The sequence below is a fragment of the Acinetobacter sp. 5862 genome (assembly GCF_024494585.1).
In the GTDB taxonomy this organism is placed as follows: Bacteria; Pseudomonadota; Gammaproteobacteria; order Pseudomonadales; family Moraxellaceae; genus Acinetobacter.
Genome location: NZ_JANHGP010000066.1, coordinates 61628 through 74806, shown reverse-complemented (window position 1 = coordinate 74806; position 13179 = coordinate 61628). Strand labels below are relative to the sequence as shown.

The window sequence follows — 13179 nt, the reverse complement described above, 5'->3', positions numbered from 1 at the left end:
GGCAAGAAAAAGACCCACACTTTCAAAGTACAGGCCGTCATTCATTATCAAACTCAAAAAATCCTGAGTTTATGTACGAGTCGTGGCGCCGTACATAATTTCGAACTCTTCAAACGTCACTTGAATCAGATTCCTGCAGGTGCATTTATCCTTGCAGATAAGGGTTATCAGGGAATTTATACAGTGTATCCAAATAGCTTGTTGCAATTAAAAGTAAAGAAGCGCTGTAAACTGGATCCTGAACTAAAAATCTATAATCAGCAAATCAATAAAAGAAGAATTGGGGTTGAGCATGTATTTGGCAGTTTGAAAACCTTCAAAATTCTTGCTGAGCGATATCGCAATCGAGGCAAAAGACTAGGATTAAGATTCAATTTAATTGCTGGAATCTATAATTTAGAACTGAGTAAAAAATGACTTATGAAAGAAGTCTTTTGTACACGACAAAAAAAGATAACTCATTGAAATAATGGCATAATACTTGTTTTCTGACGACGAATATGATGACACATTTCAATGAGTTACATCTCATCTTAAACAAATATCTAAAGTGGAACAAGTCACATGTAAAATTTTTTACACTGATTATGCTGGCATTAATTGTAAAACAGACATGTAATCTTTCTTCTGCATCTAAAGCCTTACCCATCAATTGCTTACCACAATCATTTTATCGACGTATACAACGCTTCTTTGCAGATCAGTATTTCGATTATCGTCAAATTTCTCAGTTAATTTTCAATATATTTTCATTCGATAAAGTCCAATTAACTTTGGATAGAACCAACTGGAAATGGGGGAAACGAGATATCAATATCTTGATGTTAGCCATCGTCTATCGTGGAATAGCGATACCTACTGTTTGGACATTGCTCAATGAACCAGGCCATGTGGAACAGACTTCCCCTGCTGCGGGTTCAGAGTTCAGTGTACTTAAACCTGACAATCCCACAGGAAGTTTTACCAAAGTCGTTCAACGTATTGCGGTACGCATCGCCATTGATCCAGAACAAAAAGGCATGGAAAACCTACGTCCTGGTATGTCGGTGATCACGTCGGTGGATACCGACTCATAAACCAACACTGACATTCTCAATCAAATACATTTACAATGTGGTCAAATTCATTTCTCGTTCGCAAAAAATGTTTGATCACATTGCTTTTCCTACCCCTTATCAAACATTAGAACTTCCCCAGCCTGTTCAACTGACCATCAAACGCCTTGATCAGATTCATCCCCAGATTTCGGGCAATAAGTTTTTTAAACTCAAATACAACCTCTTGGCAGCACAACAGCAAGGTTTTTCTCAAGTCCTCACTTTTGGCGGTGCATTTTCCAATCATATTGCAGCAACGGCTTATGCAGCTCAACGCTTTGGCTTTCAAAGTATTGGCATCATTCGTGGTCAAGAACTTGCGACCCAAGACTTAAATCCTACTCTACAAACAGCGCAAGATTTTGGCATGCAACTGCATTTTGTCAGCCGAGCCGAATATCGTCTGCGCCATAAAGTGGAATATTTACAACAACTTCAACAGCAATACCCACAAGCCTTTATTATTCCTGAAGGTGGAAGCAATGCCCTTGCCATTCAAGGGACACAGGAAATCCTCTCCCCTGATGATTTAGAAAATTATGACGTAATTTGTTGTGCCGTGGGTACAGGTGGAACTCTTGCAGGCATCATTGAAAGCAGTTCAGATCACCAGCACATTTTAGGCTTTTCAGCCTTGAAAGGTGATTTTCTCAAACAAGACATTCAACAATTGACTGATAAAAGCAATTGGTCTTTAACCGATGCCTATTGTGGTGGCGGCTATGCCAAAACTACACCTGAATTATTGAAATTTATTCAAAATTTTGAGCAAAAATATCAAATTCCACTCGAACACATTTATACAGGTAAAATGATGATGGGACTTCTTGATTTAATCCAGCACAATCATTTCCCTGCCCACACTCGAATACTGGCCATTCATACAGGTGGGTTGCAAGGAAAGCTTAAAGCATATTAAAACCCCCACAAATCTTTTATAATTGCTCGCTTTTCGTCTACCGAGTAATCCTCATGGTTCATCAAGTTGATGTTGTTGTTTTAGGTGCAGGTGCATCAGGCTTGATGTTGGCTGCAGAGGCTGGTAAACGTGGACGTTCCGTTGTCGTATTAGAAAAAGCCAATAAAGTAGGTAAAAAGATTCTAATGTCTGGTGGTGGCAAGTGTAACTTCACTAACCTAGATGTTGAACCTTCAAATTATATTTCTGAAAATCCACACTTTGTTATTTCAGCACTCACTCGTTACACCAACTGGGATTTTATTGGTTTGGTCTGCGAATATGGTATTGAATATGAAGAACGTAAACACGGTCAGCTATTTACAATCAAAGGTGCAAAAGAAATCCTCGAACTTTTACTTGCAGAGTGCAATAAAGCGAAACGGGTTCAGATTCAGACCCATTGCGAAGTACAAAGCATAACAGCACAAACAGATTCAGGTTTTATCATTGCAACCAATCAAGGCACTTATCACTGTGAATCTCTCGTTGTGGCGACTGGTGGCTTATCTATTCCAACACTAGGAGGCTCTGGTTTTGGATATGAACTTGCTCAACAGTTTGGACACCATGTTTTTCCTACCCGTGCGGGTCTAGTCCCCTTCACCTTTTCGGACCATTTTAAAGAAGTCACAACACGCTTAAGTGGTAATGCTTTAGATGCAACACTGGTGAATGATCGCCATCAATTTACTGAAGCTTTGTTATTTACTCATCGAGGCTTAAGTGGACCAAGTTCATTACAGCTCTCAAATTATTGGCATGTGGGTGAAAGCTTTAAAATTGATTTTTTCCCGAGCCAAGATTTAGTTCAATTCTTCAAGGAAAAGAAAAAGTCGCAACCCAAAGTTCTGCTCAGAACTTTGCTCAGTGAATTCACGGCGAAAAGTATCGTGCTTGAGCTACAACAACTAATTTGGGCAGAACAAAGTGAAACTGCGATTGGCAATTTTAGCGATTTACAACTAGAGCAAATTGCTGATCAATTGCACGCCTTTTCTGTTAAACCATCTGGAACTGAAGGATATCGTACTGCTGAAGTCACATTAGGTGGCGTAGACACTAGCGAAGTTTCTTCAAAAACCATGGAAAGTAAAAAGCAGAAAGGCTTATATTTTATCGGTGAAGTACTCGATGTAACAGGTCATTTGGGAGGATATAACTTCCAATGGGCATGGTCTTCGGCTCAAGCAGCGGCTCAATTTGTTTAGTTCACTTAACACATTAAGCCGATTGCTAAATAACACTAAGCATGATGATCTGAAGAGTTAGCAGCTTCTGTAGAAGATACTTTTTGAGTATTTTTAATTGGTTTTTCTTTAGCCGTATTTGATTTCGCAACAACAAATTTGTACGCACTCGCCAAAAAACCTACAGTAATACCTGCAATAATAATCGGTGCAAATACGCGATTTGGCCTCTTCATTTCACTCTCCTCTATAGAATTTTTATTTAGAGACTATTGATACTTTATCTATAAATGAATTGCTTTTCAGGTCAAATTTTTGATTAATCCTATTAAACTACAGTGATATGTACCCTAAAATTCAGTTTTAGGTCTGGTTTTTCTAAAATATGCCCTAATCACGATATAGATAAAAACTCAATAATGCTTATACAAACAAAACGACCACCCTGCTTAGAGTGGTCGAATTGGTTCAAAAAATCAAAGATTATTTTTACTATTCATCTGAATAAGGTGGGGTCGGTGGTGTTATTGGTGGTACCGAATGACTTGGTGTGATTTCTTTATCTAACGGATTTGGCTGTTTCGCTTCATTCTCTGCCTTATCTAATAAATCTGTCAATAAGCGTTCTGCAGGTTGACGACCACCTAAACCAAATGCCAAGGCAAAAGCAACTGCAACTGAACCAAGCGTCAAACCAAAAGCCAAATTCACAATGGAATCCGCAATACCCATAGCTTTTAGACCCATCGCAATCACTAAGCCCATAATTAAAATACGAACTAGGTTTGCTAACCAACGTGAACTATTGTATTCACCGCATTGTACCACCTTAGCCACGACATTGGCGAGCCAGAATCCTATCACCAAAATGACTGCACCCAATAAAATACTTGCACCAAACTGGATAAACATCGCAATCAGCACACTTACTTGCTCTAAACCAAGACGGTTCGCAGCTTCAGAGATTGCAAACAACATGGTAAAAAATACAATCAAATAACCGATCAGATCAGAAATACGTGTTTGTCCAAGAAATCGTTGCAAATCCAGCTTCATTGGAATTTCATCAATTCCCGCCCCTGAAATAAGTTCAGCGACTAAACGTCCAACAAAACGAGAAACAATATAAGCAACGATTAGAATTAAACCAGCTGCAATAATTTGTGGAATTGCATACATAATTTCATTCAACATCGCTGTTGCGGGTTGAGAAATCGCTTGGATTCCTAAAGCTTCAAATGCCACAATCAACGCTGTGATGACAATAATTGCAAACACAAATGAGCCTAAAAATTTCGATATATTTGAGTTTTTAAATAATCCTACTTTTTCAGCTTGCGTTTGTAATCCCAAGCTATTACCTAATCCCTCGACAATACCGCGCACAATCTTGGCGAGAATATAACCTACAAAAAGGATCACACCCGCAATAAACAAATTAGGCAGATAAGCAATCGCTTCGTTTACCATGTTTTGTACAGGAATCAGCAGTCCTGTTAAACCTAAAATAGACAGCACAATTGGTAGAAATAGTAATAAAACCAACCAGTAAAAAATTTCTGCGATATTAACACTTAAAGCGTTAACACCAACTTCACTGCTTAGCTTCTCATCTAATTCTGTTCTAGATAATACATTGGTCAATCCAGCACGTACCAAACGCGCCACAATCCAACCAATAAATCCTACTGCAACGGCTGCAAATAAGTTTGGTATATAAGCAAGTACTCGTCCTACCATATTGCTAAACGGGTCACTTACACCACTAATATTTAAAACATTGAGTGAGCCAACCACAGCGAGAATCATAACAAACCAAAACACCAATTTAGAAACCAAGTTTTCAATATTGGGCGTACGACCAGTTACCGAAGATAACTTGTGATTGGTACCAACCTTTTGCAATAGCCGCTTTACACCTGCGGCAATGATTAAGGCAATAATCCAACCCACCAGTAAGATCAAAATTGCTGCAAAAATTGGATGAAATTGATCCCAGTAATACATGGCATCAAATCCCCCTCGATGCGAGGGATCATTAAAAAATTCATTCATGCGAGTTATCCTTATCTTGTATTTTTAAATCTTGATATAAATCACCCATCACTGTTTTATGTTGAAACACAAAAACTATGAATGTTTATCACCTTAGTTTTTGTCTATTTTTGAATCAACAAACGGCAGCACTAATACAACAAAAAGTCCGCATAATTTTGCAAAAAAACTCATTGATTCACACCAATGAGTTTTTTCAATTCAACAGGTTTTGGTCTAAAAATAAACGATCTAGGCATCCAAAAGTACCGACTGCATATGAGACAGTATTGCCTGTGCAGTTGGATTCGCTGAATGATCCGCGACCATATAAACAAGAAGTGCAATTAGGAAAACCCCCACAATGATCAACATATAAACGGGTAGTTTCTTTTTCTTTGCAATTTCCTCTCGACTCGCCACATGAGGTTGTGGCTTACTAAAATCATGCATCATAGCAGCCCTCATCCTTTTATTTGTTAGGCTTTTATCTTAGCAATACTCAATGTTGCATTGTGTGAAAAAGCTTCGGACTATCGTTGCAGTGTTTGCAGAACTCTACTTTTTTTATTTATTTTTTTGTTTAAAATATAGTCGGTTTTAGAATACGCTAAAAATAAGCTATACTAGTCGGCTTCGTTTCTCATATGTTTTGCTTTATGTCCTATAGTCAACAAAGTGTTTCTCTTGATTTAGACACGGATGTTACTCATCAATGTTTTTTACATCACACACGTGATGAACATTTAATAGGAATTATTGAGTTCAATAAGCCAAGTTATATCTTAAAATGGGGAGATTTAGAATACTTCCGTCGTCGCACTGAAGAATTCTCCGTCATGCCTTTACCTGATTGTGTAAATGCAATGATTATCGATATTCGAAATGTACAACCTTTTTTAGACAATGAAGTGCCTATTTTACCTTGGCGCCTACTCGAAGAAGATTGCCCTGTAAGGCTTGTTGTTCCTCAAGACCGTTTGGAACATTATATTGGTATTTTTGAACCGACATGGCTAACCACTGATGTAGATACTGCAATTCAAGAAATCCGTGAATTTATGGATATGTTTGTACATTAAGACATATCCATATCATACGACTACCAATAATTCTCTACTGCAATATTACCTTCACCACGACGATTCATCGTTAAACCTCGTTGTTTAAGTGCCTCTTTTGTATCCTCAACCATCTGAGGATTACCACACAACATCACATGACTACTGGCAGGGTTCAAAGCGAATCCTGCTGCTTTTTCTAATTCGCCATTACCAATTAAAATTGGGAGTCGATCATGTAATGCGGCTTTAGGATCACGGGTAATAATTGGAATGAATTTAAATCCAGAATGCCCTTCACCAAATGATGCTGCGATTTCTTCAATACGTTCCACATAAGCCAACTCAGACTCTGTGCGAACGCTATAAACTAGATGAATATGTTTATATTTATTCCAAGTTTCAAAGTCTTGTAACATGCATAGAAATGGTGCAAGTCCAGTACCAGTCCCCAATAGCCAAAGATCTTGCGGTAAAGGTTGTTGATACCTTGCCAAAGTCAAATAACCATAAGATATTTTATCTAAATAAAGTTCATCACCAACTTTAAGGTGTTGCAAATTTGACGTAAATGCACCATCGGGAACAACAATCGAAAAGAATTCTAAAGTTTCATCAAAGGGCGAAGAAACAACAGAATAAGCTCTTACAACTAGCTCACCGCCAACCATTAAACCAATTCGCGCAAACTGCCCTGCTGTAAATTTAAAATGAGCAGGTCGGGTCATGGTGAAACTAAAAAGATTGTGGGTCCAGCGATGTACAGATAAAACCTTTTCTACGCTAAATTTTTCAATTGACATGATTTGAACGTGGCACGAAACAGTAGGCTCATGTTAGCATGATCGAATAATTGATGGATACTCAAAACATTAAGGCTATTTAACATGCGCATGACCTTACGCCAATTGGCTGTTTTCGTGGCGGTTGCACAAGAAGGAACAGTAACCAAAGCGAGTGATGCTGTCAGACTGACACAAAGTGCAGCAAGTATGGCTTTAGCTGATTTAGAAGATGGCTTAGGTGCGCCTTTATTTGACCGTTTAGGCAAGCGTTTACAACTGAATGATTTGGGGCGTTTTTTATTACCTCAAGCCTTAGAAATTTTGGGTCGCTGCGAATCCTTTGAACAAGCTGCTAAAGGTGAACTGCAAAGCATTGATTTACGTTTAGGTGCAACCTTAACGATCAGTGATTATTTAATGCCTGATCTCATGGCTGAATTTTTACAGCATCATCCTCAAGCCCATCTTCAATTACAAGTCGGCAATACTCGCCAAATGATTGAAGCAGTGAATCAATTTCAGCTTGATTTAGCCTTGATCGAAGGTTCGTGTCATTTGCCTCAATTGCAATGTATCCATTGGCGAGATGATGAGCTTGCAGTCTGCTGTGCACCTGATCATCCTCTAGCAAAGTTAGATCGCCCAATTACACCAGCAGATTTCCATGAGGTTGAATGGATTTTACGTGAAGAAGGCTCAGGCACACGTGAAGTTTTTGACAATGCGATTTTACAAGATCTACCAGATGCCAATATCCGTTTAACCCTCGGTCACAATGAAGCCATCCTGAAAATTGTTGCCAATGGTCTGGGGATGACTTGTGTATCACGGCTTGCGATTGAACCGCTTCAGGAAAAAGGGCAATTGGTCATTCTGGATACACCTTTCTGGGAACTCACCCGTCCCCTGTTTATGCTGGTACATCGTCAAAAATACCAAGGTCCTGGACTCAAAGCCTTTTTACATTTTTGTGAAGATCAGGTTTAAACCTGATCTTTTTTTATCATCAGAATTGTTGTTCACATGGTTCACCATCATTATTTCCATCCATTTTCACATTTGGACAATTCCTTAAAAAGAAGACAGCCTCTTCATACGAACGCATTTGAGAACAGTGAGTTCGCCCATCACAACTAAATTGGGTTTGCGCGGTGGCAGGTTGCTGTTCTAATCGTTTTTGATCATGGTGTATTGCTGGCGTTGGTATTGCTTTTAAAGCTTGCTCCGTTTTTTCAGATAACTTTACTTCAGGTAAATCACCCAAAGCCTGACGCTGAGCCTCCACAATCCTCTTTTGCTCTTCAATCAACTGCGCTGCTTTTAACCTTTGTGACTGTTGATAAGACTGATATTTTTTAAAGACAAGAACTGCTAAAACCGCAATAATCATTAAACCAATGACCGTAACGATCATTCTCTTTTTAGAACTAGATTGAGGATAATTTGGTAAAATTGCATTAGAAGAGATCTCAGAATTAGAGGAAAAATGACTAGAAGGATGAGAGCTCTTTAAATCTAACCGAACAATATTTGCTGCTTTAAATTTATCTTTATCTTGCACAATAAGAAATTTAAGTAATTCGCCGACTTTTGGCTCACCGCCTGCTGTGGGAAAATCGGTAATATGAAAGAAGATATCTGCCTGCCCTTCAAGCGCTATAAAGCCAAACCCTTTTTCTGAATTATATTTTTTAATTTTACCTTCAACAAACATATTTTCTTTTCTCATTTGCAAAGCCTAATGGATCAATATGGAGATCAAGAAAATTCTCTCCATATTTTATCTAGATGATTAACGTCGAAAGTTTGATAACAATTCTGATGTAATCGATTGATTATGAGCCAATATTTTATTTTTTTTAGTTTTTGCAGGATTCGGATCTACTCGTTCAATTTGTACTGCTTTAAATTTTCCATTATTTTCTAGGGCTACAAATTTTACTTTTTCATTTCGTTTCGGCTCACCTTCCGATGCAGGAAAATCTGAAATATGAAAAAAGATCTCGCCTTCAGCAGTTGCAATAAAACCAAACCCTTTGTCTGGATTATATTGTTTAACTTTTCCCTGATAAAATTCTTTCTTCATGACATTCACCTAATTTTGCAAGTACTGTATTTCAGTATATAAAAAAAGAGACTTTAAATCCTCCCCTGAAAACAGTACGGTTGGATTAAGTCTCTTTTTTAAGCATATTTTCAAAAATTAATCTTTTTGAACACTACCAAAAATCTTATCACCCGCATCACCAAGACCTGGAACGATATAGCCATCCTCATTCAAACCTTGGTCAATCGATGCCGTATAAATACGAACATCTGGATGTGCAGCCTCTACTTTTGCAATCCCTTCAGGAGCAGCAACCAAAATCATCACTCGAATATCTTTACAGCCACTTGCTTTCAATACATCAATTGCAGCAATCAATGAATTACCCGTTGCAAGCATAGGATCAATAATCATCGCCAAACGATTAGCGACATCTGGCACTAGCTTTTTATAGTAAGTGCGAACTTCTAAAGTTGCTTCGTCACGTTCTAAACCTAAAACACTCACCTTTGCACTTGGAATCAGGTTAAGTACACCTTCTAGCATTCCAATTCCTGCACGAAGAATCGGAACAATCGTGATTTTTTTCCCTGCAATACGTTGAGTTGTTACTTTCCCTGCCCACCCATCAATTTCGTGATCCACAACAGGTAGATCCTTAGTCGCTTCATAAGTCAGTAGCATCGTGACTTCTTGCGCCAATTCACGGAAGTTCTTTGTGCTAATGTCTGAACGGCGTAATAAACCAAGTTTATGACGAATAAGCGGATGGCGAATTTCTTGAATCGACACGAGTAACTACCTAACTAATATTAATCTTTGAGTATTATAGAGTGTTTTTTTACTCTTCATTAAAAAAAGCCCCCAAATTTTGGAGGCTTTTTTGTACAAATCAGATTATCGGATGATTACTGTTGCTGAGATAACATGAAATGTAATGGAGAAAGAATCTCTGATTTCAATGCTAAATTGATCATTGGATCTGGGTAGATACCAAGTAATAATACAAGCAATGCTGCACCAAGTACCATGATACCACCAACTTTAGTTCCCCAATGTGCATCAGCATCAATACGAGGTGTTTCTGGTGGTGTCATATACATCACCACCATGACACGTAAGTAGTAATACAAGCCAATACCACTTCCGACAACAACCATTGCAGCCAAGAACCAATGTTGAGTTGTTACAGCAGCCATTATCACAAGGAATTTACCAATAAAACCTGCAGTTAATGGAATCCCTGCTAATGACAACATCATCACCGTTAATGTTGCAGTCAAGATCGGACGACGCCAGAACAAACCACGGTAGTCTGCAAGACTTTGTGCTTCATCAACGTTGTTATATGGACTAGACATTAACGCAACTGCACCAAATGCACCGATTGTGGTGAGTACATAAGTAATCACATAAACCGTTACACTGCCTAAACTTGCATAAGTCATACTAATCAAAGCAATCAACAAGTAACCAAAGTGTGCAATTGATGAATAACCAAGGATGCGTTTTAAGTTAACTTGACGTACTGCAAGTAAGTTACCGACCAAAATTGATAACACAGCAATGACTGTCAAAACAGTCACTATTGATTCAACTAAAATTGCACCAGAACTTAATAAGTAACGTACAAATAAACCAATCGTTGCAACTTTGGCAGCTGTAGCTAAGAATGTCGCCATAGGTGCTGGTGCACCTGCATACACATCAGGCGTCCATTTATGGAATGGTGCAAGTGAAAGCTTAAATGCAACAGCAAAGATAATGAGACCTAAACCTAATAGCACCATTGGTTGCTTGATCGCAGTCATCAAAGCTTCAACAGAATCATAGAATGACAATGAACCTGTATACGCATAGATATATGCCATACCCATCAACAACATCGCAGATGCAGTTGCTGAAAGTACAAGATACTTAATTCCCGCTTCTAAAGATTGGCTACGTTGATGCGTGTAAGCCAACATACCGTACACAGGAATTGACATTAATTCTAAGCTGATAAAGAACGAAGCATAATGAGAGCTAGCAACCATCAACATCGCACCTGCTACAGAACAAAGTAACAAGATATAAAGTTCTTCACGATTATCTTTATACGTTTCAATGTAGGCATGTGAAAGCGTGCTACAAGCCAAAGCAGCAATCAAAATCAGGAATTGGTAGAGCATGGTAAATGGATCAACCATAAACATGCCCATCACGTTCGCAGGAACAAAGTGTCCACTAAACATGGTGTATGCAATAAAAATTGCAGAAAGGTTTAAACCGACCACCGTCGTTGTTGCAATCAGATTATGATTACGTTTAATCGCAATCAATAACATCACAACAACAGAGGTCAATGCCACAATCATCACTGGGACAAGCGGCATAAGCTCAGAAAAAGAAAGAGTGAAGTTCATGGTTTATCGCATCTCCACTTGTTCAAGTTGAGTTGCAGTCTGTTGAACAGTTTCAACAACTTCTTGTACTGGCATATAACTATTGACTAACCACTGCATGCTTGAATGTGACATATCCAAGAATGTCTGTGGGTAAAGTCCTAACCAAAGTAAACCAATCACACAGATCATCAAAATGCTCACTTCACGTACTGATAGATCTTTCAGTGGACTCGGATAGTGTTGCTTTTGTTCAGCATTTGGTTCGCCAAAAAGTGCTTTGTGAATCAGAATCAGACCGTAAAGACCTGCAAATACTAAACTTACTGCAGCAATGATTGTGAATGCAGGATAAGCTTTGAATGAACCCATAAGAATTAAGAATTCACCAATAAAGTTACCTAGACCAGGTACACCGACAAGTGCTGCAACAAAGAACATCAAGAAGAATGGTAAATATTGCAGTTGACCACGAAGACCACCCATTAAGCGTAGATCACGTGTGTGTAAACGCTCATACACTTGACCCGACATAATGAACAATGCAGCAGATGACAAACCATGTGCCAACATCATGATCATCAGACCTTGGAAAGTCAGAATATTACCTGCATAGATTGCAAGTAAAATGAAACCCATGTGTGAAATAGACGTATACGCAAGCAGACGTTTCATGTCTGTTTGTTGGTACGCTAAGAATGCACCGTAGAAAATACCAATCAGACCCAAAATGATTGCAATATCAGCAAACTGAGCTGACGCTGCTGGGAAGAATGGAATTACGAAACGAAGTAGACCGTACGCTGCTGTCTTAATCAAAATACCAGCCAAGTCCACAGAACCCGCTGTTGGTGCTTGTGCATGCGCATCAGGTAACCAACCGTGTAATGGGAATACAGGTAATTTAACTGCAAAACCAATAAAGAAACACAACATAAATGCATATGCAACTTCTGGTGGTAAGTGGTTTGCAACAGCCAATAAGTAGTTGTAATCAAAACCAATCATACCTGTCATCATATATCCATAGACCACTAAGCCTAAGATACCGATTAACATGATCAAACCAGCAATTTGTGTATATAAGAAGAATTTAGTTGCAGCATAAACACGTGAACGACCATTCGAGCCTTTATGACCCCATAACGCAATCAAGAAATAGATTGGTACAAGCATCATCTCCCAGAAGAAGAAGAACAAGAATAAGTCAATTGCAAGGAATACACCGATAACCCCACCTAAACTCCAAAGGAGGTTTAAGTGGAAGAAACCAACATTCTTTTGAATTTCACCCCATGAACAACCAACAGCAAGTACACCCAGTAACGCTGTAAGTAAAACCATGAGTAGAGATAAACCATCCACAGCCAAGTGAATGCTAATCCCTAAAGTCTGAATCCACGGGAGATGGAATTCAGCAGCCCACGTTGGGACTTTACCGCCCAACTCGTAGCTATATGTACCAGTTTGCCATAGTGCAATACCCAAACCAAAGGTAATGAGCATACCAATCAAGGCAATCCAGCGTGGCAAATGTTGGTCAAACTTATCAACCAACCAACAAATAAAACCAGCAATGAAAGGAACTAAAATCAGTGCGGGTAAAATTAAATTGTTTTCCAT

At 38.7% G+C, this 13179-nt stretch carries 14 protein-coding genes and 2 pseudogenes; 7 read left to right on the top strand and 9 right to left on the bottom strand.

From position 1 onward, the window contains the following. The 5 genes and pseudogenes from NO346_RS13550 to NO346_RS13530 all read left to right on the top strand — a co-directional run. The coding region (locus NO346_RS13550) for a transposase family protein (RefSeq protein WP_256415487.1) at positions 1–417 on the top strand (417 nt) is incomplete at its 5' end. Positions 418–503: 86 nt separating this feature from the next. Beyond that, positions 504–890, top strand: a pseudogene (locus NO346_RS13545) (IS4 family transposase); the annotation flags it as partial. Further along, a pseudogene (locus NO346_RS13540) lies at positions 885–1076 on the top strand (HlyD family secretion protein); the annotation flags it as partial. The pseudogenes NO346_RS13545 and NO346_RS13540, both read left to right, overlap by 6 nt. A gap of 67 nt (positions 1077–1143) precedes the next feature. Then, entirely contained in the window at positions 1144–2016 is an 873-nt protein-coding gene (locus tag NO346_RS13535; RefSeq protein WP_178882872.1) for a 1-aminocyclopropane-1-carboxylate deaminase/D-cysteine desulfhydrase, read from the top strand. A gap of 53 nt (positions 2017–2069) precedes the next feature. Further along, positions 2070–3266 (top strand): NAD(P)/FAD-dependent oxidoreductase, encoded by a 1197-nt coding sequence (locus tag NO346_RS13530; RefSeq protein ID WP_256415486.1) that lies wholly within the window; start codon positions 2070–2072, stop codon positions 3264–3266. A 35-nt stretch (positions 3267–3301) separates the two neighbouring features. Here the strand turns inward: NO346_RS13530 and NO346_RS13525 are convergent, their stop codons facing one another. The 3 genes from NO346_RS13525 to NO346_RS13515 form a co-directional block, all read right to left on the bottom strand. Next, on the bottom strand, positions 3302–3481 hold the full coding sequence (locus tag NO346_RS13525) for a hypothetical protein (RefSeq protein WP_005158592.1): 180 nt from the start codon (positions 3479–3481) through the stop codon (positions 3302–3304). A gap of 256 nt (positions 3482–3737) precedes the next feature. Beyond that, positions 3738–5300 carry a mechanosensitive ion channel gene (locus NO346_RS13520; RefSeq protein ID WP_256415485.1) on the bottom strand — a complete coding sequence of 521 codons (1563 nt, stop codon included), beginning with the start codon at positions 5298–5300 and terminating at the stop codon, positions 3738–3740. A gap of 231 nt (positions 5301–5531) precedes the next feature. Then, positions 5532–5732 carry a hypothetical protein gene (locus NO346_RS13515; protein WP_087547041.1) on the bottom strand — a complete coding sequence of 67 codons (201 nt, stop codon included), beginning with the start codon at positions 5730–5732 and terminating at the stop codon, positions 5532–5534. A gap of 206 nt (positions 5733–5938) precedes the next feature. Here NO346_RS13515 and NO346_RS13510 point away from each other — a divergent pair, with 206 nt between their 5' ends. Further along, entirely contained in the window at positions 5939–6361 is a 423-nt protein-coding gene (locus tag NO346_RS13510) for a hypothetical protein (protein WP_005218098.1), read from the top strand. Between the two features lie 20 nt (positions 6362–6381). Here the strand turns inward: NO346_RS13510 and NO346_RS13505 are convergent, their stop codons facing one another. Beyond that, positions 6382–7143 (bottom strand): ferredoxin--NADP reductase, encoded by a 762-nt coding sequence (locus NO346_RS13505; protein WP_256415484.1) that lies wholly within the window; start codon positions 7141–7143, stop codon positions 6382–6384. Positions 7144–7227: 84 nt separating this feature from the next. On the opposite strand from NO346_RS13505, the gene gigC reads away from it, so the two are divergent. After that, a complete protein-coding gene (gigC, locus tag NO346_RS13500; protein ID WP_087536830.1) occupies positions 7228–8112 on the top strand; it encodes a LysR family transcriptional regulator GigC in 885 nt (294 codons plus the stop codon). A 19-nt stretch (positions 8113–8131) separates the two neighbouring features. Here gigC and NO346_RS13495 read toward each other — a convergent pair whose 3' ends face one another. The 5 genes from NO346_RS13495 to nuoM all read right to left on the bottom strand — a co-directional run bounded on the left by NO346_RS13495 (position 8132) and on the right by nuoM (position 13179). Continuing rightward, positions 8132–8839 carry a cold shock domain-containing protein gene (locus NO346_RS13495; RefSeq protein WP_256415490.1) on the bottom strand — a complete coding sequence of 236 codons (708 nt, stop codon included), beginning with the start codon at positions 8837–8839 and terminating at the stop codon, positions 8132–8134. 78 nt (positions 8840–8917) lie between these two features. Further along, positions 8918–9211: a cold shock domain-containing protein gene (locus NO346_RS13490; protein ID WP_005158613.1), complete on the bottom strand. Its 294-nt coding sequence runs from the start codon at positions 9209–9211 to the stop codon at positions 8918–8920. A gap of 117 nt (positions 9212–9328) precedes the next feature. Continuing rightward, positions 9329–9964 (bottom strand): uracil phosphoribosyltransferase, encoded by a 636-nt coding sequence (upp, locus tag NO346_RS13485; protein WP_256415483.1) that lies wholly within the window; start codon positions 9962–9964, stop codon positions 9329–9331. 116 nt (positions 9965–10080) lie between these two features. Then, entirely contained in the window at positions 10081–11577 is a 1497-nt protein-coding gene (gene nuoN / locus NO346_RS13480; RefSeq protein ID WP_256415482.1) for an NADH-quinone oxidoreductase subunit NuoN, read from the bottom strand. Positions 11578–11580: 3 nt separating this feature from the next. After that, entirely contained in the window at positions 11581–13179 is a 1599-nt protein-coding gene (gene nuoM, locus NO346_RS13475; protein ID WP_256415481.1) for an NADH-quinone oxidoreductase subunit M, read from the bottom strand.

What these genes read in the sequence shown, in the direction of transcription:
- NO346_RS13535 (WP_178882872.1), top strand. Translation starts at nt 1,144, where the DNA reads ATGTTTGATCACATTGCTTTTCCTACCCCTTATCAAACATTAGAACTT.
- NO346_RS13530 (WP_256415486.1), top strand. Translation starts at nt 2,070, where the DNA reads ATGGTTCATCAAGTTGATGTTGTTGTTTTAGGTGCAGGTGCATCAGGC.
- NO346_RS13525 (WP_005158592.1), bottom strand. Translation starts at nt 3,481, where the DNA reads ATGAAGAGGCCAAATCGCGTATTTGCACCGATTATTATTGCAGGTATT.
- NO346_RS13520 (WP_256415485.1), bottom strand. Translation starts at nt 5,300, where the DNA reads ATGAATGAATTTTTTAATGATCCCTCGCATCGAGGGGGATTTGATGCC.
- NO346_RS13515 (WP_087547041.1), bottom strand. Translation starts at nt 5,732, where the DNA reads ATGCATGATTTTAGTAAGCCACAACCTCATGTGGCGAGTCGAGAGGAA.
- NO346_RS13510 (WP_005218098.1), top strand. Translation starts at nt 5,939, where the DNA reads ATGTCCTATAGTCAACAAAGTGTTTCTCTTGATTTAGACACGGATGTT.
- NO346_RS13505 (WP_256415484.1), bottom strand. Translation starts at nt 7,143, where the DNA reads ATGTCAATTGAAAAATTTAGCGTAGAAAAGGTTTTATCTGTACATCGC.
- gigC (WP_087536830.1), top strand. Translation starts at nt 7,228, where the DNA reads ATGCGCATGACCTTACGCCAATTGGCTGTTTTCGTGGCGGTTGCACAA.
- NO346_RS13495 (WP_256415490.1), bottom strand. Translation starts at nt 8,839, where the DNA reads ATGTTTGTTGAAGGTAAAATTAAAAAATATAATTCAGAAAAAGGGTTT.
- NO346_RS13490 (WP_005158613.1), bottom strand. Translation starts at nt 9,211, where the DNA reads ATGAAGAAAGAATTTTATCAGGGAAAAGTTAAACAATATAATCCAGAC.
- nuoN (WP_256415482.1), bottom strand. Translation starts at nt 11,577, where the DNA reads ATGAACTTCACTCTTTCTTTTTCTGAGCTTATGCCGCTTGTCCCAGTG.
- nuoM (WP_256415481.1), bottom strand. Translation starts at nt 13,179, where the DNA reads ATGGAAAACAATTTAATTTTACCCGCACTGATTTTAGTTCCTTTCATT.